Source organism: Candidatus Rhodobacter oscarellae (assembly GCF_001078595.1).
GTDB classification, from domain to species: Bacteria; Pseudomonadota; Alphaproteobacteria; order Rhodobacterales; family Rhodobacteraceae; genus Rhodobacter_B; species Rhodobacter_B oscarellae.
Map to the genome: position 1 here is coordinate 1,428,098 of NZ_LFTY01000002.1, position 22,523 is coordinate 1,450,620.

Genomic DNA, 22,523 nt, shown 5'->3' on the forward strand with positions numbered 1-22,523 from the left:
CGAGACTCGAACTCGCACGCCCGTGAAGGCGGGGGATTTTGAATCCGATGGTTGATCGGAATGTCCTTATTTTTAAGGGTGGAATTGATGCCCATGTCACTACCCGGTGACGCCATGTCACCGCCATGTCACTGTCATGTCACCGATTCTGGGTGGGCTATATTCGGGGTGATGGTGCCCTTCCCCGGATTCGAACCGGGACGCCGTGAGGCAAAGCATTTTGAATGCTTCGTGTCTACCATTCCACCAGAAGGGCGTGAATAATCCTCCTCATAAGTGAGCAGGATTTTGTTTGCAACCTCGCTTGCTGACGCGCCCTCCTTAATTGTCGAGACCAGCGCCCGTATCTCTTCGAGCTGCGCTTCGAGTAGTTGCTGTCTCATGCTGCGCGCTCCGCACGCCATGGGACGCTGAGCGCCTGCGCAGTGGCCTCCCAGAGGCGCGGAACATAGTCCCGGTGGAAGACATCGTGGAAAGCCTTAGCCACCTCCTGTGCCTCGATATGAGCGCCCTGGGGGTCCGTCCGCTTGAAGGGGTTGTCGCTTAACCGCATCTCTGCATGGTACGGGTCGATGCTCCAGCGAACCGACCAGCTCTTTGCACAGATGTTGAGCATGTAGAAGGCATCTGCGCGGGCTGTAACCGGCGGCATCGGGATGCTTCGCGTGGCTTCACGTTGGAGCGCGTGGTAGGACGCCGTAAGCTCCTCCAGTTGCTGCCATTTGCTAATGAGCTGGAGCGCGAGGTCGGTGTTCGTTACCAGTAGCGCCTCGTACTCAGCCTGGGTGTGTCTCGGCACATGGTTCTTGATGAACTTGTGCGCCTTGTTGATCATATTCTCTTTGAAGGTGCTCATCTCGATTTCCTTAGTACATGCTGAAGCCGGGCGAGCAGCAGCCCAGTTTGATCTTGCCGTCGAACCCCAAGCGAGGCCCGTGGAGCGTCACCGAGGGGCCGCGATCTTGCTGCCGCGTGGTGGTCCCTTGGGTGTTGCGTTCCGCCCCTCCTGCGTCCTGCTGGCAGACTGTGAGGGCAAGCAAAGGGGCCGCCATAAAGCCGCCGGTTAGGTATTTCTTCATGTCTGGGTTCTTTCTCAGCTAAGCGCTGCTAGTGCGTCATCGAAGGCGTCAGGCGCGAGGTGCGCGTACCGCATGGTCGTTTGGATTGTCGCGTGACCCATCCACTTCTGGACTACCGGGAGGGACACGCCACGTTGTATCAAGCGGGAACAGGTGGTGTGCCGGAAGCTATGGAAGACAGCCTCGTCATCAGGAGGCAGCTTCGCCCACTCTTTCCATGCCCGAAGGCGGCGCGACACGGCGCTGGAGTTGACCGTGCGCGGGAACAGCGGTTCCCAGTCACGAATATCCATCCGGCGACGCAGGACTATCTCCCTAGCGCGGGGCGTGAGAGGCACCGAGCGGGGCGTGTCGCCCTTGGTGACCCAGGTGGAGAGCCTGCCGGTGCCCCTACTCGCCTACGCGCGGGTATAGCTCGCGCCCGCGTTTGCGCGCGCTTCCTGCCCCATCTGGTGCCCGTGATGGTGCTCACGATGATTGTTACATTATAACAAAAATAATCACTGATGCATCCCACAGGACAGGAGTGATGTTGTATTAAGACCCCTCGCCCATACACGCCCCATCTGGCGCTTCTCACATGCCTCAAGGGATACTCAATCCCCCGTAAACAAAATGAAAACAACAGGTTAAACTATGTGGTGACGTAAGATGGTGACATGGGCAGCGTGTGAGAGCAATAATCCGGGCGCGCGGGAGCAATAATCCGCACCTGCGTTTGCCTGCGTGCGCGTATAGGGGCCCCCACCGGGGGATTTGCGCGGCCTCTATAATGATCTCTGCTGCTCAGATTTTTGTGACAAAACATTCCGGGCCCTTGGGGTGGGCTGAAGACCCCAGAAGCCCCCCACAGCACCTCTGAGAGGCCCCTTAGGCGGTCTTCACGGGCACATGCTTGGCTCCGCAGACCGAGCACTCCACGGGCTTCCCAGTGGGCCTGAGAGAGGCGTGGCTAAAGTTGCAGTTCTTGGTCATGAGAGGGTGGCCTTGATGGTCTGGTAATCCCCGACACGGTTCCCTTCGCGGTCGAACACTTGGGGCCCTTATGGTGGAGATGATGGAAGGTGAAGGAGAGGCTATGCTCGATCAGCAAAGCCTTGAGGTTGTCACATGCGGGGCACCCCGAGGGGTAACCGTACACATGCAGCTCAGAGGGGTCTGTCATGGGCACCTTATGGTGTATGGATGAAGGGATAGATGAGGAGGGAGATGCCATCAGGTAAAACCTCCCAGGCCCCTTAGGTGCCTAGTGGTGAACCTTAGGAGGCACCCTAGGGGGTATGGATGGAGGAGATAGATGAGGAGGGAGATACCATCAGGTAAAACCTTCCAGGCACCTAAGGGGGCTGCTGGTGAAACTTAGGGGGCACCTTATGGTGAACCTTAGCGGGCACCTTATGGTGAACCTTAGCGGGCACCTTATGGTGAACCTTAGCGGGCACCTTAGGGGGCACCTCATGGGGCACCTAAAGGGTATATGAAGGTGGTGTGGAGGAGGAGGACATCTCTATCATCCCTCTCTCACACCAACCTCACATACACTTTCTATATACTCTCTATGTGCAACCTTATGTGTAACCTTATGTGTAACCTTATGTAACCTTATGTAACCTTCCCATGCACCTTCCCTAGGGTGTGGGTTAATTGCCCGGTCTAGGGTGGGTTAATTGACTAATTAGTTGAAAACATTGTATCTTTTCCCAGAGCCCCCGAAGGTGCCCTGAGCGGGTGTACGAAGTGCCGTTACGCTGCCTCGGCGGGGATGATGCGCTGGAGCCCGTGAAGGCCCGCGAGTTCGGTAAACTGCACCCTCGGGGAGGTGGCCCCGGCGTCCGCGACCGCGAGCTTCAGGTGGTCAGCCACGGCCCGCCAGTCGAGGGGGTCCAAGCCCTCCGCATCAGGGGTGAAGCCGGAAGCCAGAGGGCCGCTCGCAGCCAGCCCAGTGGCCCCTGCGAGGAGGACATCCGCTGCCCCTCGGGTTGGGTCTTGAGCAGCAATGTAGCCCTCCACAGCGGCGCTGGCGGCCCCTGCGGACGCACCAGTCCGGAGATCTCGCCCCACTCTTGTGGCCTTCGGGGCCGCGAACGGGGTGCAGAAGGTGGTCTATCGCACGTTGCCTGTATTGCTCGACTATCTCGACACGCTCAACACCGCCCCTGGCATTCGTGAAGCCCAAAAGTCGTGCAAGCTGGCGGCGGCTCCGATTTGGCCGCTTTGTAGACATTGGCGGCAACGGGCAGAATCTTAGATATCGCGATGGCGAGGTAGCGGACACTAGCCGTCATTCGCTGCGTTTGTACAACTTGGCCCTATCAACGCGACCCAGGGTGGGAAGGTGCCATTCGCTGCACTCGCATGCCGTCGAGCGGACACTCGTAAAAGCCGACATTGGAGATCTGCCTAAATTCACATACAAGGGCTTATGCGCCTTTGTGCCTTGTCTGGTTAAATTCTACGAAAAGCTATAAGCCATGATGGACAATCGACTGGAAGCGAGCATTTACGAATGAGTGTAGAAATTGATCTTGGCGACATCGACGAAAATGACGATGCGCCGGTTCCACCAGACAGTCGTGACCCAGACGAGTTTCTGGCCCAAAACGCCTTTCGCATCGTTTATCAGACCAATAATTTCTTACTCCCCCAAATCCGCGACATGATCGAAAGACGCGAGGCCATCAACCTCCACCCAGAGTATCAACGTCGCTTGCGTTGGTCGCCATCTCAAAAATCAAAGCTTATCGAGTCCTTACTTTTGAACATTCCCGTTCCCCCAGTGTTCTTTTACGAAAGCTCTGCTGCGCGATACGAAGTCATGGACGGCCAACAACGATTGAACACTATCCGTGACTTCTTTGCAGGGTCGTTCGCACTCAGCGGCTTGAAGGTTCTATCCCCCCTCAATGGGTTACGTTACCCAAAGGCCCCTCCCAGAGTGAAGCGAACACTAGACAGGGCAAACTTGTCAGCAATCGTACTCCTTATGGAGAGTGAATCTGAGCGCCCAAACCAAGGCACGTTATCACTGACAGATATTCGCAGGCTCGTTTTTGATCGCCTGAACACGGGTGGGATGCGTCTCAACGCCCAAGAGCTGCGCAATGCTCAAAACCCCGGACCGTTCAACGAGGCTATTGTTTCTCTCAGCAGGTTTGATCTTTTTACAGAAGTGTTTGGGATACCGGCCTACACTGAAGAAGACCCTGAGGACTATTACATCAATCCGGACAGGCAGAAGAACTCGTTGTATCGCAACATGAAAGACTGCGAGCTTGTGCTAAGATATTTTGCGCTTAAAGACCCAAGTAAAATCAGGGGTTCCATGAGGGCGATGCTTGATAGGGCAATGGAGGTCAAACTCACCGAGAATGAGGCAGCAGAGGCTAGCGAAGAATATACAGCCCGATTCCTCACATTGTACGAGATCTTCGACAAAAAACCGTTCCTTCTGACATCCCAAACCGATCAGAAGCAGCGTGTTTCTGCTGCTGTATACGATGCAGCAATGGTTGCTATGAATTCTTTGTGGGACGACAGGGCCGCAATCATCGCGGACAAAGTCAATGTCGTAGGGCGTATGCGTGCGGCCAACGAAGACCCAGACAAGTATGAAGTTCTTGTTGGCAGGGGGAACACCGCCGACTCTGTGAGAGATCGTATCAATCTTCTTAAAGCAATTCTTGTTGCGGCTTGAGCTTTGTCTACAATTTTCGATGCCATATCAGACGAATTTTTGGCCGATCTGACAGCGATATCGGAGCTGGTTTCGGTTGTAGAAACGTCGGCCAATTCTGCGCGATCACGAGTTGCCTCCGTGAACTCTTCGACGTTGTTGCTGGCCGCACGGTTTGAAGAGTTCATTCGGGAACAAGGAAGACAGTATGCCCGGGAAATGGTGCAGCTTCAGACTGACCCAAGCACACTGCCGCGGAAGCTAAGTGCAACGGCATGGAAGCGAACTCTCGAAGAACTAGCACGCGCCAAGATTGATACTGGCGGGACCGCTGTATCCTTGGAGACTGTATCCCGCGACGCGCGTTCACGAATAGACGCGGTTTGTAGGTTTCTAGAGGGCGACTTGACCCAAGAAATTTATGGGCCTTTGGTGCACAATGAAAGCAATATGCGGCCAGCTCAGCTAAATGCCATATTTGCGATCTGTGATTTGAAAGATGTATGCAGAAAAGCCTCTGACAAACAGCCGCTGCTGGCGTTCTTTGGTGATGACGATAGTGGGCGCGTGCATGGAATGCTTTTGACTCGGTTGAACGACTTTATGGAGAAGAGGAATGATATTGCCCATTCCCTGAACCCGGGAAACTCGGCTTCTGCGACGTCGCTTTTCGAAGATATCGCATTTTTTGAATCATTCGGTTTAAGCATCGCTGAGACGTTGCCCATGCATCTGCCGCAAGCAGCCTAATCGGATGCTTATGGTGCATAAATCATGACTTGCGCACCATCTTAAAAATCCCACGGAATCAATCTGTGGACATGGTGCGTAAATCAGGTGCGAGTTACAGGCCGTTCTGATAGCCTCAACGCATGAAGATCGGTTACGCCAGAGTGTCCACTCAAGCCCAAAGCCTCGACCGTCAGATCGGGGCGCTAAACGGTGCAGGCGTGGCCCGCATCTTTCGCGAGAAAGCTACAGGCAAAACTGTGAGGGGCCGCCCTCAGCTCGAAAAAGCTATCGATGCACTCGGCACGGATGACGTCCTGGTGATCGCTGAGTGGGACCGGGCCACCCGGTCCATGATGGATGGCATCGCCATCATGCAGCGTGTTGCCGAACGTGGTGCCACTGTGAAAGTTCTGGACAAGCCTTGGATTGATCTGACCAGTCCAATGGGCAAGGGTATTCTCGCCTTCTTGTCCGCTTTGGCCGAAGACGAGCGCGAGAGGATTACAAAGCGGGCGAATGAGGGTCGAGAAGCTGCTAAGGCGAGGGGAGTGAAATTTGGCCCAAAATCGAAACTGACCGAACATCAAAGAATTGTTGCCTGTAAGCGGCTTTCCGCAGGTGACAGTTGCCGCTCTATCGCCAAAGATATGGGTGTATCGCACTCAACAATTAGTCGAATGACAAAGTAGCTATCAACAAATGAAAAAATTTGGTAAGCTTCTGATAAAAAATCATATTCTTAGGACGACGCTGTTTGCCCTGATAGCACTATTTCTTGGTGTAAGCAGTTCCTTCTTGGCGACAGAGATTACTGACGGAAGCACAAATCCTGCAACTATCCGGTTAAACTTAGTTTTTCATACTGCTTGGCTTTATGTGACTGTCGCGCTCTTCATCTTGAACATTGTTCTAAGCATCCTCCAAAGCAGCGCGTTAGACGATGCTTTCAGATACAACGATGACGCTTTTCGTCGTGCGTTGGTTGGCAAGGTCGCAGTTGATTACTTCGCGAAAAAGATACCGGAGATGGTTGAAAATGGCGAAGTGAAGTCGTTGGAAGATGCTCTAAAATTGGTGGAAATCGATGAATGATACCGTGCAAAAAATCCAACTTACCAAGCAGGCGATGGATCAAGTTGAAACAGCTACAAGACGAGATCGGCACAGGATGCTCGCGGTCCTCAAACGGCTGGCGAACGGAGACACACTTAGATTGGCAAATCCCCTAAGTGCAAAAAGAATCGCAAGTGATGATGGGTTAGAGGGGCAAATCATGGAGTATCGGATGCATGGTCTAAGTGTCATATTCTTCTTTGACCCGTCTCACCATCGCATTACGATCATTGGCCTAAATAAGGTAGCAGATGAACAAGCCGAAGTTCTCAGCCAAATCATGAAAAGAGAGCTTGGAGACAATTTTTTGGAACCTCCAAGCGAAAAAACTTCAAAAACAGGCGCGAACTAACGCTCAACACGTTAAGCAACAAAAATTACATAATGAACCCTATCGGCCCGAATGTCCGCTTTTTGGGCTGCAACAGCAGCATCTTGTGGGCAGGTCGAAGGACCTCAATGGGGCCGATGTACGATGCTGCAGTTGCAGTGCCGCTCAAGCCGCCTGACGGCAGCTCTGGGCTCTTCTCGACGGCAGTATATTCGATTTTATTGGTTTTGGTACTGCATCGCCGCATGACCGCTGAGAGCCCACTTCGACCGATGCTGCGAGATGCACGAAGGTCTGCTATCTAGGTAAAGGAATAGAAGTGGGGTCGATACTTGTCAGAAATCTCCGTGCCAGAAGGTGTTCTTACGTTCCCGAAAACGGCAAGCAATGAAGAGCTGTTAGATGGCGTAAGAAAATGGGTCGACCTGCTTTCGGAAAATAGGTTCTCCGAAGCTTACAATCTCACTGCACATGACAGTTACTATGCGTGGACACCCGAGTTAATCCAATCTGTTGTCGCTGGTTATGGGATGCCGCATGAGCCTGGGGACCACGTATATGGAATTTCAAAAATTTCACAGACCGAAGGAGGGCCTTCACCTCGTTGGGAAGTCGATCGTTGGCAAGACGCTGAGCCAAGTAGCCGTATTGGATTTGTGTCGTTTGACCTTCCGTTGGATGGAGAATGGTCTGACCTCACTGCGACTTTTGAAGTTATGCAAGTCAAGGAACAATTCGTGTTGGTTCTTCAAGACATCCATGTGTTCTAGTCGTTGAGCACGTTAGCGGTCATTGGTGTGAACGCAGCGAACGGCGGGTTTGACGGGCCGCACCGCAGCATCCGACATCCAGAGTGGAGGGCGGCTTTGGGCCGACGCAAGATGCCGCAAGTGCAATGCTGCGCGACCCGGTCGACGGCTGCTAAGGGTTCTATGCGGACCTTAGCGCTCCTCTACGCTTTGCTAACCACCAGCGGGCATCCTGCCCCAATGATGGTATGGAAAATTCTCATACGCCCCGATCTAGACGGCCCAGATGCGCGGCAAGGTTGGGCCTTAGTAGTTACAGAGGGCGAAGCGTTAGATCTCGCCGACCACCCTGACGCCGTGGCGATCAAAACGCGCAAGGCGTGGCCCGGGGTGCCGAGGACACAGTTAGGCTGGAGTAACTAGGTCTCCCGATTGATGACCGCCTTGCGGGGCGATGCTGCCATTCGTTTTACTCAGTTGAATGGCTGCTTCAGTTCAGGGGCGAATTTTGCTTTCGGTTCCGGTCGGTGAACGGATTTAGTAAGGGCTTAGCTGCGCTGCGTCGTGATATTCAGAATCGGCAGCGACGAACCAGAAAGCTTCTCCACACGGCACAGACCAAACTCGAATGATCTTTGGCTCCGCAAACTCAATGCAGCCATAATTCGTCGGCAGCGCCCCGTCCAACGACTTTGAATTCCAAAGCTCCTGAAGCGAATACACCTTACCCTGAAATATCACCCTGCCCTGGAAGTCTCCAAAAACCTCAACAAAGTGTTTTTCTGAAGAAAAGGCAAAACCATCATTTGGAAATGATGATGAGTTCTCGCTTGAATATGCACGATAGAAGCACCGGAAATGTTGTCTTGCAAGTCGCGAATCGATTTCTGAAGTCATTGAATTCAGATGACCATTGTCCAAATCTAGAACGAGAAAATCACAATCTCTGACGTCATAATTTTCGCAACCTATGCCGTCTTCAAAGCATGCCGCGCCGGAGGTTCGGCGGTTCGGCGACAGCATTGCCTGAAGTTTCAGAGCTGAACCGTCGACTGCTCCGGCAATACGAACATCGACAATACGTGCTGGAGAAAAATCGTTGGGTTCGTATACTATGTGTCCGTTCAGGCGCTTCAAGCTCGAAAGCAGATCGTTGTAATCAACCTTGCTGAGATCAGCGGAATTCGCATTATTTACTGAATCGATGAGTGAGGTGACTGGAACGTTTATTTTGGGGAACGGCTCAAATATCGGCTCAATCCCGGCGTACCGAAATGTGCCGTTGTCAAATGACAATTTGCCCAAATCATGACGTGTAAGTCGTGGTCTGAAGTCGTTCTTTTCACTCTGCACAGTTGAAGTTCGTCCACGTCTCAACGCCGCGGCAATCTGAATATCTATTGGAGCGTCCGCACCGATCAAAGAACTAATACTTGTGAATACTCGAGAACCTCGCTCCAGATGAGTTGGAACGTCCAACGTTCCGTACTCCAACCCAAATCGCCTATCAACTACGCGGTTGAAATCCCGAAAGGAGAACCGCGATAAATCGTCAATTTCGCTTAGCCCAAGTGCAACCCAAGCGTCAGAAATCTCCCACATTATGCGCTCTTCAATTTCGCTTCTTGCGGATAGCGCATCATTCGACGGCTCATTCTTCTCGTACGCCTGATGATGCGACTTGTACAATGATACAGCAGAACCCGTCATAGGACCATATATGCCGTCGATGCTGCCTGTGGGATACCCGGCCTGAAGCAGTCTTAGCTGGATTAACGCAATCACCTCTCGTGGACTGAGATTCAACGAGGCGCTGGCCGACATGGGAATACCATATGCGAATTCACCAGAAAAAATCTCGCCATCTTGTTCACGGGCTGCGATTCTCTTGTTTTTACTTAGAAAGAAGAACTCACCTTGTAAGGAACCGAGAGACATAACTGTCGGTGTTATTGGCTCGCTCCAATTGTACTCAAGCCTTATCCGGCGGACCGTATTTCGGACGAACTCCTCCAGTTCGCCTAACGTTACGATGCCATCCGGTATGCCATTGATGCCAGCTGTATCAGCAGCACCATCGATACCAGTAAGCAGCGCATGGGTGAAGGCGCTAGTCCCCAAGCGATCAGAGGCAAATGTCTGTTGTCCTTCTAAACCTGCGGTGAAAGTTTGGCGACTCGGAGTAAACATCTCGGACACAGTGGTCCTAATGCCCGGAGACTGCCGCGAAACCGCGCCATACCCACTGAAACAGGTGTCCAATAAAAACAATGTCTGCTTTGCCGGTATCCACTTCCGAACCCAGCCGCTCAGCGTCGACATTTCGATCATTGTCGAGATATCATCAAGCTTCGAAGCTTTGGTTGGTAAAAAACCTTGAGGAATGTCGTCCCAAGACTGAATGGTTTCCCCGTGACCAGACCAATAAAGAACAAACCGGTCATCTTTCTGAATTAAGTTGCGGAACTCGGACTGAATTAGATTGCGGACACGTTCGTATGTGACGTCCTCTTCAGTTAGCACATGCACATAATCGTAGCCCAGGACATCCAAAAAGTAGTCTTTAACATTAACTGCATTCTCATGCGTCGAAGGGATGTCGTAGGTGTGATCATATGAGCTTATGCTAACAACAAGCGCGTAAGTTCTACTCCGCCCGATGCGCGCCCCGGAAAACGTTGAGACAACCTTCCCCCAAGTCGGAGCACCTGACGGCTTAAAAAATGGGGTGTCGTCAGCAAGGGACTTGCCTGACAAAAGCCATACCGCCAAGAGCATGGCCAAAAAAAGCATTCCAAAATCCCTGAACATCCTCAGACTCAAAAGCTATTCCTTTTTCTTTCTGAACATGGAGATTACTTCTTTGATCACGCCTAGAAACGCTGTTATTGCTCCAAGCGCTGCAGCGATAAGGCTGTATCGAGCAATAGTTTCACCATCTCCACCCATTGGCTCGACACCTGAGGGGATGCGATAGGAAAAGTAGATCAAAACACTTATCCCAACAATAAGCAGTGACAAGCCCGTCACCAATCTGTATATTTTCATAATTACTACCTAGTTCTGACCTTAGTGAGAAATTCCACGCAACAGTTTTGAACGCGCGGGCAACTTTTAACTCCGAGAAACACCAAACCATGTAGACCGCTCCAAGGGGAGTCTTTTTTGCCTTCTTCAATCGGCAAAGACTTGAAAGGGGACATTGGTGCGACGCGCAGCATTCGTCTCTTTGGGCTCCATGCGGACCTTAAGGTTCCTTTACGTTTTTTTAACCATCAGCGGGCATCCGGCCCCAATGATTCAGGGGCATGTTCAGGGAAGACCATAAAGGCGCGCTCAAGCGCTCTGGAAGATCACAGAAGCTCAGATCATCTTATCATCCAACCTCAATCCACCATCCGGCGACAGCCGGTATAAAGCTTCATGTGAAGTTTTATGTTAGAGGTTTAGGAGAAGATGATCATAGAGATGAATACTCAGTTTCACCCTCTTGGTCACATTAACATGAACCGTTAGCAACGGCTCCGCCGTCCAGAATTGGTCTCCGCAGGGCCGTCATATCGGGGCCGTCACCTGCCCAATCTCATACCATGCCAGTGTAACGCGGGGGCGCGTGAGTGACTGGGCTTCTGCGTGGCTGCTTGTCGTCGTCCGCCAACAGCTCGGCGGTGTCATTTCGTTGTCCTCTGCGTCCTAAGGTGTGTGGTGTCCGGCTTGAGCACGCTGGCTTTACTCTCGGGCATCGAGCTGCTTCATGTATTTGACGGCAGCATGACGGCGACCGGGGCGTCCAGCCTCGGCATCACGCAGGAACTCATGAACACCTTCGGCCACCTGCTCGGTGCAACGTGCGAGCAAGGTGTTGCCGTATGCGGTGGTCTCTTCGGCACCGCGCTCGACGGCCCTATCAGCGCGTGAGCGGTATCGGTCAGCACCTAGTGCAGTCATCCCCTGCTCAAGCTGGAGCTGCTGCTCGTAAAGGTCATCCAGAGGTATGACCGCAACGTGGTCCATAGAGGGAACCTTAGGGTTCACCTCATGGTTCACCTTAGGGTTCACCTCATGGTTCACCTTAGGGTTCACCTCATGGTTCACCTTAGGGTTCACCTTCATATTCATCTTCATTCCATCTTCCTCATAAGTTTTCCCTAGGGTGTGGGTTGAACCCCCTTCGCACCTAGGGTGTGGGTTAATCAGTTATTCACTCGCCATCCGCGCAACTCTTCCGATAAGGGAAGGGTTTCCGCAGAAAAAACCAGAACGCTAAGCCCCTGTTTTTGTTTGGTTTTTACCAAAAACACCTGTTATGGCGACTTCACGTCACCGCCATGTCACTGTCATGTCACCGCCTTATCAGCGGACTAACCCCCTGTTTTACATGAGGTTTTCCAAAGGTGCGGGTTAAACCCCCGGCACACCTAGGGTGTGGGTCAATTATCTAGTGACATAACGCTCTCACAACTCTCCCGCATAAGGGAGGGTGTGCGCAGCGGAGGGCGGGACGCGAAAGCCCTGTGTTTATTGGGGGTTGGGCACCCTAAAACATTCCCGCTTGTGTTGTCAATCCCTGTAGCGGAAGTTTCCGCGAGCGGGATAACACGGGATTTTGAATCCCCTGCGTCTACCATTCCGCCACTCGGGCCACCGGCGGCCTGAGTAGCGAAGCGCAAGGGCGGCGTCCAGCCCAAATCGACGTGGCGGCCTGGCCTGCGATTTGCTAGGCGGGTGACAGGAATTATGAAGCGCCGACACAGATCGGAGCGCCCAGGAGTGACAGGCATGGCGGCTCAACCCGTTGAGGACATGGCGATATCGGCACGGCTGCGGCAATTGGCCGAGGAGGTCGAGGGCGACGCGGCCTCGCTGGACTGGATCCTGGCGCAGCTGCACGAGCGCGCCTTCGGGCTCTTCCTGCTGGTCTTGGCGCTGCCCTGCTGCATCCCGTTTCTCTACGGCGTGCCCCAGATCGTCTCGCTGCCCCTGATGTTTGTTGCGATGCAGATCCTGATTGGCCGCAAGACGCCCTGGCTGCCAAGGCGCCTGGGCGCGCGGACGGTCTCAGCGGAGGCGTTACACGGGCTGGCGGCGCGCGCGGGGCCATGGCTGCGCCGGATCGAGGCGTTCAGTCGCCCGCGGCTGGGCGCACTGACGCGGGCACCGATGGACCAACTGGTGGGCCTCGCCCTTGTGCTCTTCAGCGCGTCGATCCTGGTCCCCCTGCCCGGCACCAACACCGTCCCGGGCTTTGCGGTGGTGATCGTCTCGATGGGGCTTTTGCAGCGCGACGGTGTGTTGGTGGTCCTGGGCACGCTCCTGGGCACCGCCTGGATCGCGTCGCTGGTCTTCGCAGGGGCAACATTGGTGAGTTTGATCAGAGGGTGGATGGGGCTATGAGACGCAACCACTTGATAGCATTGGCCACTCTGGGCTCGGCGGCGCTGCTGCTCGGGGCCTGGGGGTTCCAGTATCTCGGCTATGCGCCCTGCAAGATGTGCCTCTGGCAGCGCTGGCCGCATGGCGCGGCGGTGCTCTTTGGGGTGGCGGCGATGGCTGCGCCAGTCGCGATCCTTACCTTGGCGGGGGCCTTGGCCGCGGCCACGACGGGGGCGATCGGGGTCTATCACACGGGCGTGGAGCGCGGCTGGTGGGAGGGGCCCTCAAGCTGCTCCTCCGGCGACATCACGGGCATGTCCACCGATGACCTTTTCAACCAGATCATGGCCGCGCCCTTGGTGCGTTGCGACGAGGTCGCTTGGCAGCTCCTGGGGCTCTCAATGGCCTCCTGGAACGCGCTGATCAGCTTTGCCCTGGTCGCGATTTGGCTCGCCGCTTACCGTAAGAGCGCGCCCTAACCCCTTCTTCTTGGCCTTAAATACGGGAAAGCAAGCGCGCGCGCAATCACCACATCAGCGTTCGCGCGTCGCCTCGCCCCCAGCATCATAAGAGCGTGCGGTAGCACACATTTTGATAACAGCCCGCTACCCGTCCAACGCGCGCAGCCGTTTGATCAGGCTCGAGGTGTCCCAGCGCCCGCCGCCCAGCTTTTGCACGTCCTTATAGAACTGGTCCACGATGGCGGTCATCGGCAGCGAGGCGCCGTTCTCATTGGCCGTGGCCAGGCAGATCCCAAGGTCCTTGCGCATCCAATCCACGGCGAAGCCGAACTCGAACTGGTCCTCCACCATGGTCTCATAGCGGTTGGCCATCTGCCAGGAGCCCGCGGCCCCGCCCGCTATCACCTCCACGACGGCCTTGCCGTCGAGCCCGGCCTTCTCGGCGAAATGCAGCCCCTCAGAGAGCCCCTGCACCAGCCCGGCGATGCAGATCTGGTTGACCATCTTGGTCAGCTGCCCCGCGCCGCTCTCGCCTAGGCGCTTGCAGAGCTTGGCGTAGCAGTCGATCACCGGCTCGGCGCGCGCATAGGGCCCCTCATTGCCGCCGCACATCACCACAAGCTGGCCGTTCTCGGCCCCCGCCTGCCCGCCAGAGACCGGCGCGTCGACGAAATCCGCGCCCACGCCGTCCGCCGCGGCATAAAGCTCGCGCGTCACCGCCGCCGAGACCGTGGTATGATCCACAAAGACGCTGCCCTGCCCCATGCCCGCGAACGCGCCGTCCTCGCCCAGGCAGACCGAGCGCAGGTCGTCATCATTGCCCACACAGGCCATCACGAACTCGGCGCCGGCCGCCGCCTCGCGCGGGGTGCGCGCCGCCGCGCCGCCATGCTCGGCCACCCAGGCCTCGGCCTTAGAGAAGGTGCGGTTATAGACCGTCACCTCGTGGCCTGCTTTGGCCAGATACCCCGCCATGGGATAGCCCATCACGCCTAGTCCGAGAAATGCTGCTTTCGCCATGATGCCTTGCTCCCATTGCCAGTTGGCTTGTGGCTAGTTAACTAACGGGTCCAATCGCACGGTCAACCGGGATCACTCATCATGGCGTTTGCCTTTCGCTGGCTCTTGCGGATCTTTTCGGGCCTTGTGGTCCTGCTGGCGCTGGCGCTGGTGACCGGCTACTGGTTCGCGTCGCGCTCTCTGCCCGACTACGACCGGACGCTTAAGGTCGCGGGCGTGTCCGCGCCGGTGGAGATTGTGCGCAACAACGCCAACGTGCCGCATATCTTCGCCGAGACCGACGCGGACGTGTTCTTTGGCCTGGGATTTGCCCATGCGCAGGACCGGCTGTGGCAGATGACCATGCTGCGGCGCACCGCGCAGGGGCGCCTCAGCGAGATCTTCGGCCAGCGCACGGTGCGCATTGACGAGTTGCTGCGGCGGCTGGACCTTTACAACCTCTCGGTGCAATCGGTGCGCGCCCAGGACCCTCAGACCCTGGCCGCGCTCGAGGCCTATGCCGCCGGGGTGAATGCCTGGCTCGCCGAGGTCAACGAAGGGGCCCTGGGGCGCGGCGCGCCAGAGATGTTCCTGTTCTCCAATCAGTTGGCCCCCTGGCAGCCCGCCGACAGCATCGCGGTGATCAAGCTTATGGCGCTGCAGCTTGCGGGCCATCTTGAGGAGGAGGTGCTGCGCGCGCGCAGCTCGCTGATCCTGCCCAATGAGCGGCTGCAGGATATCCTGCCGGACTCGCCCGGCGCCGGGATCGCCGCGATGCCGGAATATGCCGAGCTCTTCCCCACGGTGCCGCGTTACACCGCGGGGCTCGACCTGCCGCATGACCCGCTGATGCCGGCGCAGCCGCGCGGCTTTGCGGGCGCCTCCAACGCCTGGGCCGCGGCGCCGTCCCGCTCGGCCGCCGGGGGCACCTTGCTGGCGAATGACCCGCATCTGGGCTTCTCGGCGCCGACGATCTGGTATCTGGCCCGGCTAGAGCTGCAATCGGGCGGCGTGATCGGCGGGACCATACCGGGCATGCCGGTGGTGCTGGCGGGGCGGTCCGAGGGCTTCGCCTGGGGGATCACGTCCTCGTACCTGGACGACCAAGACGTCTATATCGAGCAGCTCAACCCCGACGATCCGAGCCAGGTGCTGACCCCAGAGGGCTACGCGCCGATGACCAGCCGGTCCTCGATCATCACGGTCAACGATGCCGACCCGGTCACGGTCCAGCTGCAATGGACGCAGAACGGCCCGGTCCTGCCGCGGCACCTGTTCGACCTCGGCACGATCACCCCGCCGGGGCATGTCACCTCGCTGGCTTGGACGGCGCTTTCGCCCGCGGACACCTCCCTGAGCGCCGCGCTGGCGCTGATGCAGGCCAAGACCGTGGAAGAAGGGCTCGCGGCCGGCGAAGGCTTTATCGCGCCCAGCCAGAACCTGACGATGATCGACGGCGAGAATATCGCGCTCAAGACCATCGGCGCCATGCCCAAACGCGACGCCCGCCACCAGACCCAGGGACGCATCCCGACGCCCGGATGGGAGACGGTGAACCGCTGGCAGGGGCGCATGAACTACAGCTCGAACCCCGAATTCGTGGCCCCCGCGGGCGGCATCCTGGGCAACACCAACAACAAGACCGTCGAGCGCCCCTTCCCGTTGCATGTCTCGCACCATTACGGCGACACCCAGAGGGTGCAGCGCTGGCGCTTTCTGATGCAGAACCGCGAGGTGCATACCCGCGAGAGCTTTATCGAGGCCCAGTTGGACGAGGTCAGCCCCACCGCGCGGGCGCTTCTGCCGCTGGTGGCCGCGGATCTGTGGTTCACCGGCGAGAGCGCCCCCGAGGGCACGCCCGCGCGGCGCCGCCAAGAGGCGCTGCTGCTGCTGGCAGAGTGGAACGGCGAGATGAACGAGCACCGCCCCGAGCCGCTGATCTACTCGGCCTGGATGCGCGCGCTGCAGGACCGGCTGATCCGCGACGAGCTGGGGCCGCTCGCGCAGGAATACACCCATGTCGAGCCGCTCTTCATCGAGCGCGTCTATCGCGACATCTTCGGCGCCTCGGCCTGGTGCGACGTGCTGCAATCGGCGCCCACCGAGACCTGCACCGACATCGCGCGGCTGGCGCTGGACGACGCGCTGGTCTGGATCGACGAGGCGCATGGCGGCACGCTGGAGAGCCTGCGCTGGGGCGACGCCCACGAGGCCACCCATGACCACCAGGTGCTGGGCACCGTGCCGGTGCTGAACTGGGTGGTGAACATCCGGCAGTCCACATCTGGCGGCGACAACACGCTGCTGCGCGGGCGCACGCTGGGCTCGGGGGCCGAGCCCTTCCTGAACGTGCATGGCGCGGGCTATCGCGGGGTCTATGACCTGGCGGACCCCGACAGCTCGGTCTTCATCACGTCCACGGGGCAATCCGGGCACCCGCTGAGCCGCCACTATGACGACCTGGGCGTGCTGTGGCGCCGTGGCGAGTACATCCTGATGTCGCTGGACCCCGCCCTGGCGCGGGCGGCCTCGGTTGGCATCACCACGCTGGCGCCGGAAAATTAGCCTGTATAGCATCTTGAATCCGTGCGCCGCGCTGGGTAGCCCTTAGGCAAGCAGAGCCAAACCGAGGGGAAGCCATGCGCATATTTGGATTAATCGCAGTGGCTCTAATGGGGCTGGTTTTTGACAGCGCGCCCGCCCGCGCGGATGGGCACGCCTTCAAGATAAGCTTCCAGAATGATTGCTGGCAGTCGGTGCAGGTTGCGCTGAACTACCGGCACCTTGATGGCGATTGGGGCGTGCGCGGCTGGTACGACATCCCGCCTGGCGAGACCTGTTTCCTTGCCGAAAGCAAGAACCGGATCTATTACTACCATGCCCAATCCGACGGCACGGATTGGTCCGGCAAAGACCGTTTTTACAAAGTGCGCAACAAACCCGTTAGCTACGGGTTCCGCGAAGTCAGAATCGATCGTGAGACCTACGGCGAGTGGACCTCGCGGCTGACCTGCGATGACGCCCTGCCCTACAAGATCCGGATCGCCAACAATTGCGGCTCGGATTTGAACGTGGCCCTGCGCTATGTCGATCCTGATAGCGACGAGTGGCGCACGCGGGGTTATTTCGTGTTCAGCCCCGGCGAGCGCGGCAGCATTACCTCTACCCGCAACAGCATCATCTACCTGCATGGTGGGCGCGGCGACAAATACTACGTCGGGCCGGACATGCGCGAATACCGGGTACGCGGCAACGACGAAAAGTTCTTTCGCGTGGACATGAAGGACGAAGGGCCGACCCAGACGTTCAAATGCTAGGCCACAAGCCGGCCCGGACTTGGGCGCCGGGCCAATCCTCCCAAACGCTCGTCTCATGCGTTTGGGGCTGGATCTCTGAGATCCAGAACACAGATTGCGACAGCACCGCCGCTTAGGGGCGTCCGTGATCCGATAGAGACGTTCCACGCAAGATCGGACGGGGCGTAGGCGCCGCAGGCGCGTCTAAACATCCCGTTTCCGCCCATACTGACCAAAAACATCCACCGCCGCCGATCCAGCGCCCCGCCCTTCCTGCGGGTGCGCGCTAGCTCTGTCTGGAAGGGTTTGATCGCGAAGGGTTTGCCCGCGCTGGGCAGGCAACGGGCGCCAGATCGGAGGGCATTTCCTTGGCTCGCATCGCGGCTCCATCGCGCGGATCTTCGCGATGCTCCTTTACAGATCATATGTAGCCGTCATACAGATAATACCTAGAGGAGATTTGGGCGGCAGGATTCGCCGCCACAAAAGACAATGAAGCGCAAAGGAGGATGCATTCATGAATTTAAGATCACTAGGTATGGGATTGGTGGCCGCCTCGCTGGCGACGACCGCGGTGGCGGAGACCACCGTTAACGTCCTGTCAATCAACCGCGACTCCACGCCGTGGCGCACGCTCTATGATGACGTCGTGGCCGAGTATAACGCCAACAATCCCGGCGTCACCGTCACGGTCGAATACATGGAAGACGAATCCTTCAAGCAAAAGCTGCCCACCCTGCTGCAATCGGCCTCCGCCCCGGACATGTTCTTTAGCTGGTCCGGCGGCGTGTTCTACGAGCAGGCCCAGCAGGGTTTCCTCAAGCACCTGCCGGATGACGTGGTCAGCGCCTGGCAGCAGGAGCTGTCGCCCGGCGGGATGGCCGCGCTGTCTTACAAAGACAAGTTCTACGGCGCGCCCGAGGCCTCGCAGAACGTGGCGATCTGGTACAACAAGGACCACGCCGCGGCGCTGGGCGTCGACCCCACCAGCATCGAGACCTGGGACGACCTGCTGGCCATGGTCCAGGTGGCCAAGGATGGCGGCGTGACCCCGTTCGTGGTTGGCGGGCAGGACAAGTGGCCGCTGCACTTCTTCTACTCCTTCCTGGCCATGCGGATCATGGGGCAGGACGGCATGGCCGCCTCTGCCGCCGGAGAGAATGGCGGGTTTGACAATGCCGACTGGGTGCGCGCCGGTCAGGAATATCTGCGCCTGATCGAGCTTGAGCCCTTCCAGAACGGGTTCATGGGCGTGAAATACGACCAGGCCACCGGGCTTTGGGGCGATGGCGAGAGCCTGTTCCACCTGATGGGGGACTGGGATCTGGGCGCCAGCCGCGGCGCGGCCTCGGATGGCGGGCTAAGCAACGACCAGCTTGGGGTGATCCCCTTCCCGATGGTCACCGGCGGCAAGGGCGCCGTGACCGATACGCTGGGTGGCGCCTCTGGCTTTGTGCTAACGTCCAAGGCTGGCCCGGAGGCCATCGACTTCCTCAAGACCTTCATGGGCGTCGAGGCGCAACAGCGCGCCGCGCGCGAGGGCGTCTATATCCCAACCGTGCCGTCGGCCGGTGGGCTGGTCGAGGACCCGATCCTCAAGCAATTCGCCGCGATCGGCGGGGCGTCGACCTACCACCAGCTGTTCCTGGACCAGTTCTTTGGCAGCTCGCTTGGCGGGGCGATCAATGACGTCTCGGCGCAGATGGCCACGGGCGACATCACCGCCGAAGAGGCCGCGGCCCTGCTCGAAGAAACGCGCGCCTTCCAATAAAAGCGCGCCTTACCGCACCCCGTCTCTTCCCCCGGTTTGACCCGAAGCGGGGTGCGGCCTTTGCAAACGAAAGACACAGCGTGATGGCAAGAACTGCCCACACCTCGCTCTGGCAGCGTTGGGCCCAGGACGACCAGCTGCGGATGATCTTGATCTTCGTGCCGCCCGCCATCCTGGTCTTTACCGTGTTCGTGATGATGCCGATGCTGCAGGCTGGGTTCTTCGCGCCCTGGAAGTGGTCGGGCTACGGGCCCGCGCCCTGGGCGATGAACGAGACCACCCAGACCACCTTTGGCCGCTGGGTCGGTGATCGCAACTTCGAGCGCATGCTCGGGCATTCCGCGTTCCGGCAGGCGGTCTGGAACTCTGGCCTGGTGATCGCGGTCTCGCTGCTGGTGCAGTTGCCCCTGGCGCTGGCCTTGGCGCTGATGATCTACCGCACCAGCCGGGCCAACACGGTCTTTCGGCTGATCTTCTTTCTGCCCTACATCCTGGCCGAGGTCGCCACCGGCCTGATCTTTGCCTTTGCGCTGGACGGCAATTACGGCCTGTCGGCCTGGCTTAGCCAGCTGGTGGGGCTGGAGGAGGCCTGGTTCCCGCTGGCCGAGAGGCCCTGGGCGTATTACTCGATCCTGGCCGTGCTGGTGTGGAAGTATTTCGGCTTTCACATGATGATCTACATCGCGGGGCTGCAGTCGATCAATTCCGAGCTGTTGGAGAGCGCCGAGATCGATGGCGCCACCAGCTGGCAGAAGGCCTGGTACATCAAGATCCCGCTGATCTGGCCCGCGATCACCGTGTCGATCTTTTATTCCGTGCTGGGCGCGCTGCAGGTCTTTGACCTGGTGATGCCGATGACCGCGGGCGGGCCGTCCAACAGCTCGCACACGCTGGTCAGCTACCTTTACAACTTCGGCTTCATCCGGCTGGACGTGGGCTTTGGCTCTGCGGTCGGCGTCTTCCTGTTTGTGACCGGTGTGGTCTTTGCCCTGGCCTATCGCAACACCGTGCAGAGGGGGCAGTGAGATGAGCCGCATGTTCACCTGGGCCGACGCCGCCCGGATCATCGTGCTCTTGGCGGTGTCCTTTCTGATCCTGATGCCCATCGCCGCGGCGGTCCTAGGCGGGTTCAAGACCAATGGCGAGCTGCGCGTCTCACCCTTTGGGCTGCCCGAGGTCTGGCATTTGCAGTTCTACGGCGAGATCCTGGGCGGGCGCCGGTTCTGGGTCTATCTGGGCAACAGCTTTTTCATCTCGATCATGACCGTGGGGCTAACGCTGGTTCTGGGCTCGATGTGCGCCTTCGCCTTCGCGCAGACCCGCTTTTTTGGGTCGCGCTTCCTGTTCGGCTACCTGTTGCTGGGGCTGATGTTCCCGGTGGCCGCGGCGATCATGCCGCTGTTCTTGACGGTGCGGGACCTGGGGCTGCTGGACACCGCCTGGGGCGTGATACTGCCGCAGGTAGCCTTTGGGCTGGCCTTCTCGATCATGTTCTTTCGCACCTTCTTCAAAGAGATGCCGTCCGAGCTTTTCGATGCCGCGCGGGTGGATGGGTGCTCTTACATCCGGTTCTATTTCACCTTCACGCTGCCGCTCTCGACCCCCATCCTGGCGACCATAGCGGTCTTCGTGTTCGTGCAGAGCTGGAACAACTACCTGCTGCCGCTGATCATGCTCAACGACCGCGAGGGCTACACCTGGACGCTGGGCGCGATGGATTTTCGCGGCGAATACGCCGCCGAGTGGAACCGCACGCTGGCCTTCGTCTCGGCGACGCTGGCGCCCGCGGTGGTCTTCTTTCTGGCGGCGCAGAAATACATCGTCTCGGGCCTGACCGGCGGGGCGGTAAAGGGATGACCGCCCCGCGACAGACACGCCGCCCGACGGCACGCGCTGGCGGCCCCCGCCGCGGCTTTGACACCTACAGGGAGGGCTAAGCCATGGCCGAAGTCCGCATGACAAACATCAACAAGAGCTTTGGCGCCGTAGAGGTCATCCCCGACCTGAGCCTGACCATCCCAGACGGCAGCTTTAGCGTGCTTGTCGGGCCATCCGGGTGCGGCAAGTCCACCCTGCTGCGGATGATCGCCGGGCTAGAGGACGTCTCGGCGGGCGAAATCCACATCGCCGGCGAGGACGTGACCGGCGCCAAGCCCTCGGATCGCGGCATCGCAATGGTGTTCCAAAGCTACGCGCTTTACCCGCATATGTCGGTGCGCCAGAATATCGGCTTTGGCCTGAAGCTGGCCAAGACCCCAAAGGACGAGATCAACCGCCGGGTCGGCGAGGCCGCCGAGATCCTACAGCTTGGCCCGCTTCTGGACCGCAAGCCGCGGCAATTGTCCGGCGGCCAGCGCCAGCGCGTGGCCATCGGGCGCTCGATCGTGCGCAAGCCCAAGGTCTTCCTGTTTGACGAGCCGCTTTCCAACCTAGACGCCGCGCTGCGCACGCAGATGCGCGTGGAGCTGGCCGAGCTGCACGCAAAACTGAATGCCACAATGATCTACGTCACCCATGACCAGGTCGAGGCCATGACCATGGCCGACCAGATCGTGATCATGAAGGACGGCATAATCCAGCAGGTCGGCCGCCCGATGGAGCTTTACAACGCGCCCCAGAACCCCTTCGTTGCGGGTTTCATCGGCTCGCCAAGAATGAACCTGATCGAGGGCCGCATCGCCGAGGCCCGCAAGTCAAAGATCCTGGGCATCCGGCCCGAGCATATCGACGTCTCGCCCGACGCGGGCGAGTGGGAAGGCCGGCTGCGCTATGTCGAGCACCTTGGGTCCGACACGGTCGCCTATGTCGACAGCGAGGCCGCCGGGCGCATCACCGTGCGCCTGCCCGGCGAGGTCGCGATTTCCACCGGCGACGCGGTCTTTCTGACCCCGCGCGCCAACAACATTCACCTATTCCGTGCCGACGGAACTGTCGAAAGGGCGTAAC

Annotated in this window: 20 protein-coding genes, 1 tRNA gene and 1 pseudogene; 14 read left to right on the plus strand and 8 right to left on the minus strand. The window is 58.3% G+C overall.

The genetic code is table 11. The features are described 5' to 3' along the window. Positions 1 to 172 precede the first annotated feature (172 nt). From AIOL_RS11730 to AIOL_RS26320, 4 genes and pseudogenes are all read right to left on the minus strand, one after another. Positions 173 to 256: transfer RNA gene (locus tag AIOL_RS11730), tRNA-Leu, on the minus strand. A gap of 123 nt (positions 257 to 379) precedes the next feature. After that, the gene (locus tag AIOL_RS11735; RefSeq protein ID WP_049643145.1) at positions 380 to 856 is read right to left on the minus strand and encodes a hypothetical protein; all 477 of its coding nucleotides are present in this window, start codon (positions 854 to 856) and stop codon (positions 380 to 382) included. A gap of 10 nt (positions 857 to 866) precedes the next feature. Next, positions 867 to 1,079, minus strand: coding sequence for a hypothetical protein (locus tag AIOL_RS11740; RefSeq protein WP_049643146.1), 213 nt, complete (start codon positions 1,077 to 1,079; stop codon positions 867 to 869). Positions 1,080 to 1,093: 14 nt separating this feature from the next. After that, positions 1,094 to 1,432, minus strand: a pseudogene (locus tag AIOL_RS26320) (tyrosine-type recombinase/integrase); the annotation flags it as partial. A 2,153-nt stretch (positions 1,433 to 3,585) separates the two neighbouring features. On the opposite strand from AIOL_RS26320, the gene AIOL_RS11755 reads away from it, so the two are divergent. From AIOL_RS11755 to AIOL_RS25050, 6 genes are all read left to right on the plus strand, one after another. Beyond that, positions 3,586 to 4,773, plus strand: a complete 1,188-nt coding sequence (locus AIOL_RS11755; protein ID WP_049643148.1) for a DUF262 domain-containing protein — start codon at positions 3,586 to 3,588, stop codon at positions 4,771 to 4,773. A 39-nt stretch (positions 4,774 to 4,812) separates the two neighbouring features. Further along, positions 4,813 to 5,502 (plus strand): HEPN domain-containing protein, encoded by a 690-nt coding sequence (locus tag AIOL_RS25040; protein WP_152912501.1) that lies wholly within the window; start codon positions 4,813 to 4,815, stop codon positions 5,500 to 5,502. A 122-nt stretch (positions 5,503 to 5,624) separates the two neighbouring features. Further along, positions 5,625 to 6,173: a recombinase family protein gene (locus AIOL_RS11760; protein WP_049643149.1), complete on the plus strand. Its 549-nt coding sequence runs from the start codon at positions 5,625 to 5,627 to the stop codon at positions 6,171 to 6,173. A 10-nt stretch (positions 6,174 to 6,183) separates the two neighbouring features. Further along, on the plus strand, positions 6,184 to 6,576 hold the full coding sequence (locus AIOL_RS11765) for a hypothetical protein (protein ID WP_049643150.1): 393 nt from the start codon (positions 6,184 to 6,186) through the stop codon (positions 6,574 to 6,576). Next, on the plus strand, positions 6,569 to 6,949 hold the full coding sequence (locus tag AIOL_RS25045; RefSeq protein WP_152912502.1) for a hypothetical protein: 381 nt from the start codon (positions 6,569 to 6,571) through the stop codon (positions 6,947 to 6,949). The genes AIOL_RS11765 and AIOL_RS25045 overlap by 8 nt, the downstream gene beginning before the upstream one ends. A gap of 311 nt (positions 6,950 to 7,260) precedes the next feature. Beyond that, on the plus strand, positions 7,261 to 7,698 hold the full coding sequence (locus AIOL_RS25050) for a hypothetical protein (RefSeq protein WP_152912503.1): 438 nt from the start codon (positions 7,261 to 7,263) through the stop codon (positions 7,696 to 7,698). A gap of 516 nt (positions 7,699 to 8,214) precedes the next feature. On the opposite strand, the gene AIOL_RS25055 is transcribed toward AIOL_RS25050, so the two are convergent. The 3 genes from AIOL_RS25055 to AIOL_RS11770 form a co-directional block, all read right to left on the minus strand. Further along, on the minus strand, positions 8,215 to 10,470 hold the full coding sequence (locus AIOL_RS25055) for a caspase family protein (protein ID WP_160314474.1): 2,256 nt from the start codon (positions 10,468 to 10,470) through the stop codon (positions 8,215 to 8,217). Between the two features lie 33 nt (positions 10,471 to 10,503). Then, positions 10,504 to 10,698, minus strand: a complete 195-nt coding sequence (locus AIOL_RS25060) for a hypothetical protein (RefSeq protein ID WP_152912505.1) — start codon at positions 10,696 to 10,698, stop codon at positions 10,504 to 10,506. Positions 10,699 to 11,406: 708 nt separating this feature from the next. Continuing rightward, complete coding sequence (locus tag AIOL_RS11770) at positions 11,407 to 11,802, minus strand: hypothetical protein (RefSeq protein ID WP_049643151.1); 396 nt, start codon at positions 11,800 to 11,802, stop codon at positions 11,407 to 11,409. 654 nt (positions 11,803 to 12,456) lie between these two features. On the opposite strand from AIOL_RS11770, the gene AIOL_RS11775 reads away from it, so the two are divergent. Together AIOL_RS11775 and AIOL_RS11780 are read left to right on the plus strand one after the other, a co-directional pair. Further along, positions 12,457 to 13,071 (plus strand): exopolysaccharide biosynthesis protein, encoded by a 615-nt coding sequence (locus AIOL_RS11775; protein WP_049645412.1) that lies wholly within the window; start codon positions 12,457 to 12,459, stop codon positions 13,069 to 13,071. After that, a complete protein-coding gene (locus AIOL_RS11780) occupies positions 13,068 to 13,529 on the plus strand; it encodes a disulfide bond formation protein B (RefSeq protein WP_049643152.1) in 462 nt (153 codons plus the stop codon). Before AIOL_RS11775 ends, AIOL_RS11780 begins: the two co-directional genes overlap by 4 nt. Before the next feature lie 126 nt (positions 13,530 to 13,655). Here AIOL_RS11780 and AIOL_RS11785 read toward each other — a convergent pair whose 3' ends face one another. Next, complete coding sequence (locus AIOL_RS11785) at positions 13,656 to 14,531, minus strand: NAD(P)-dependent oxidoreductase (RefSeq protein WP_049643153.1); 876 nt, start codon at positions 14,529 to 14,531, stop codon at positions 13,656 to 13,658. Between the two features lie 81 nt (positions 14,532 to 14,612). On the opposite strand from AIOL_RS11785, the gene AIOL_RS11790 reads away from it, so the two are divergent. The 6 genes from AIOL_RS11790 (at position 14,613) to AIOL_RS11815 (ending at position 22,522) form a co-directional block, all read left to right on the plus strand. After that, positions 14,613 to 17,075, plus strand: coding sequence for a penicillin acylase family protein (locus tag AIOL_RS11790; protein ID WP_049643154.1), 2,463 nt, complete (start codon positions 14,613 to 14,615; stop codon positions 17,073 to 17,075). 74 nt (positions 17,076 to 17,149) lie between these two features. Beyond that, positions 17,150 to 17,827, plus strand: a complete 678-nt coding sequence (locus AIOL_RS11795; protein ID WP_082152555.1) for a DUF1036 domain-containing protein — start codon at positions 17,150 to 17,152, stop codon at positions 17,825 to 17,827. A 496-nt stretch (positions 17,828 to 18,323) separates the two neighbouring features. Then, entirely contained in the window at positions 18,324 to 19,577 is a 1,254-nt protein-coding gene (locus AIOL_RS11800; protein ID WP_082152556.1) for an ABC transporter substrate-binding protein, read from the plus strand. A gap of 83 nt (positions 19,578 to 19,660) precedes the next feature. Continuing rightward, positions 19,661 to 20,602 (plus strand): carbohydrate ABC transporter permease, encoded by a 942-nt coding sequence (locus AIOL_RS11805; protein ID WP_049643157.1) that lies wholly within the window; start codon positions 19,661 to 19,663, stop codon positions 20,600 to 20,602. Position 20,603: 1 nt separating this feature from the next. Continuing rightward, the gene (locus AIOL_RS11810) at positions 20,604 to 21,434 is read left to right on the plus strand and encodes a carbohydrate ABC transporter permease (protein ID WP_049643158.1); all 831 of its coding nucleotides are present in this window, start codon (positions 20,604 to 20,606) and stop codon (positions 21,432 to 21,434) included. Between the two features lie 83 nt (positions 21,435 to 21,517). Then, on the plus strand, positions 21,518 to 22,522 hold the full coding sequence (locus tag AIOL_RS11815) for an ABC transporter ATP-binding protein (protein ID WP_049643159.1): 1,005 nt from the start codon (positions 21,518 to 21,520) through the stop codon (positions 22,520 to 22,522). Position 22,523: the final 1 nt, after the last annotated feature.

Bases quoted from the DNA above. Each gene is read 5' to 3' on its own strand.
- AIOL_RS11810 (WP_049643158.1), top strand. From the start codon at position 20,604: ATGAGCCGCATGTTCACCTGGGCCGACGCCGCCCGGATCATCGTGCTC.
- AIOL_RS11805 (WP_049643157.1), top strand. From the start codon at position 19,661: ATGGCAAGAACTGCCCACACCTCGCTCTGGCAGCGTTGGGCCCAGGAC.
- AIOL_RS11800 (WP_082152556.1), top strand. From the start codon at position 18,324: ATGAATTTAAGATCACTAGGTATGGGATTGGTGGCCGCCTCGCTGGCG.
- AIOL_RS11760 (WP_049643149.1), top strand. From the start codon at position 5,625: ATGAAGATCGGTTACGCCAGAGTGTCCACTCAAGCCCAAAGCCTCGAC.
- AIOL_RS11780 (WP_049643152.1), top strand. From the start codon at position 13,068: ATGAGACGCAACCACTTGATAGCATTGGCCACTCTGGGCTCGGCGGCG.
- AIOL_RS11795 (WP_082152555.1), top strand. From the start codon at position 17,150: ATGCGCATATTTGGATTAATCGCAGTGGCTCTAATGGGGCTGGTTTTT.
- AIOL_RS11740 (WP_049643146.1), bottom strand. From the start codon at position 1,079: ATGAAGAAATACCTAACCGGCGGCTTTATGGCGGCCCCTTTGCTTGCC.
- AIOL_RS11775 (WP_049645412.1), top strand. From the start codon at position 12,457: ATGGCGGCTCAACCCGTTGAGGACATGGCGATATCGGCACGGCTGCGG.
- AIOL_RS11790 (WP_049643154.1), top strand. From the start codon at position 14,613: ATGGCGTTTGCCTTTCGCTGGCTCTTGCGGATCTTTTCGGGCCTTGTG.
- AIOL_RS11770 (WP_049643151.1), bottom strand. From the start codon at position 11,802: ATGAAGATGAATATGAAGGTGAACCCTAAGGTGAACCATGAGGTGAAC.
- AIOL_RS11765 (WP_049643150.1), top strand. From the start codon at position 6,184: ATGAAAAAATTTGGTAAGCTTCTGATAAAAAATCATATTCTTAGGACG.
- AIOL_RS11785 (WP_049643153.1), bottom strand. From the start codon at position 14,531: ATGGCGAAAGCAGCATTTCTCGGACTAGGCGTGATGGGCTATCCCATG.
- AIOL_RS11815 (WP_049643159.1), top strand. From the start codon at position 21,518: ATGGCCGAAGTCCGCATGACAAACATCAACAAGAGCTTTGGCGCCGTA.
- AIOL_RS11735 (WP_049643145.1), bottom strand. From the start codon at position 856: ATGAGCACCTTCAAAGAGAATATGATCAACAAGGCGCACAAGTTCATC.
- AIOL_RS25045 (WP_152912502.1), top strand. From the start codon at position 6,569: ATGAATGATACCGTGCAAAAAATCCAACTTACCAAGCAGGCGATGGAT.
- AIOL_RS11755 (WP_049643148.1), top strand. From the start codon at position 3,586: ATGAGTGTAGAAATTGATCTTGGCGACATCGACGAAAATGACGATGCG.
- AIOL_RS25055 (WP_160314474.1), bottom strand. From the start codon at position 10,470: ATGCTTTTTTTGGCCATGCTCTTGGCGGTATGGCTTTTGTCAGGCAAG.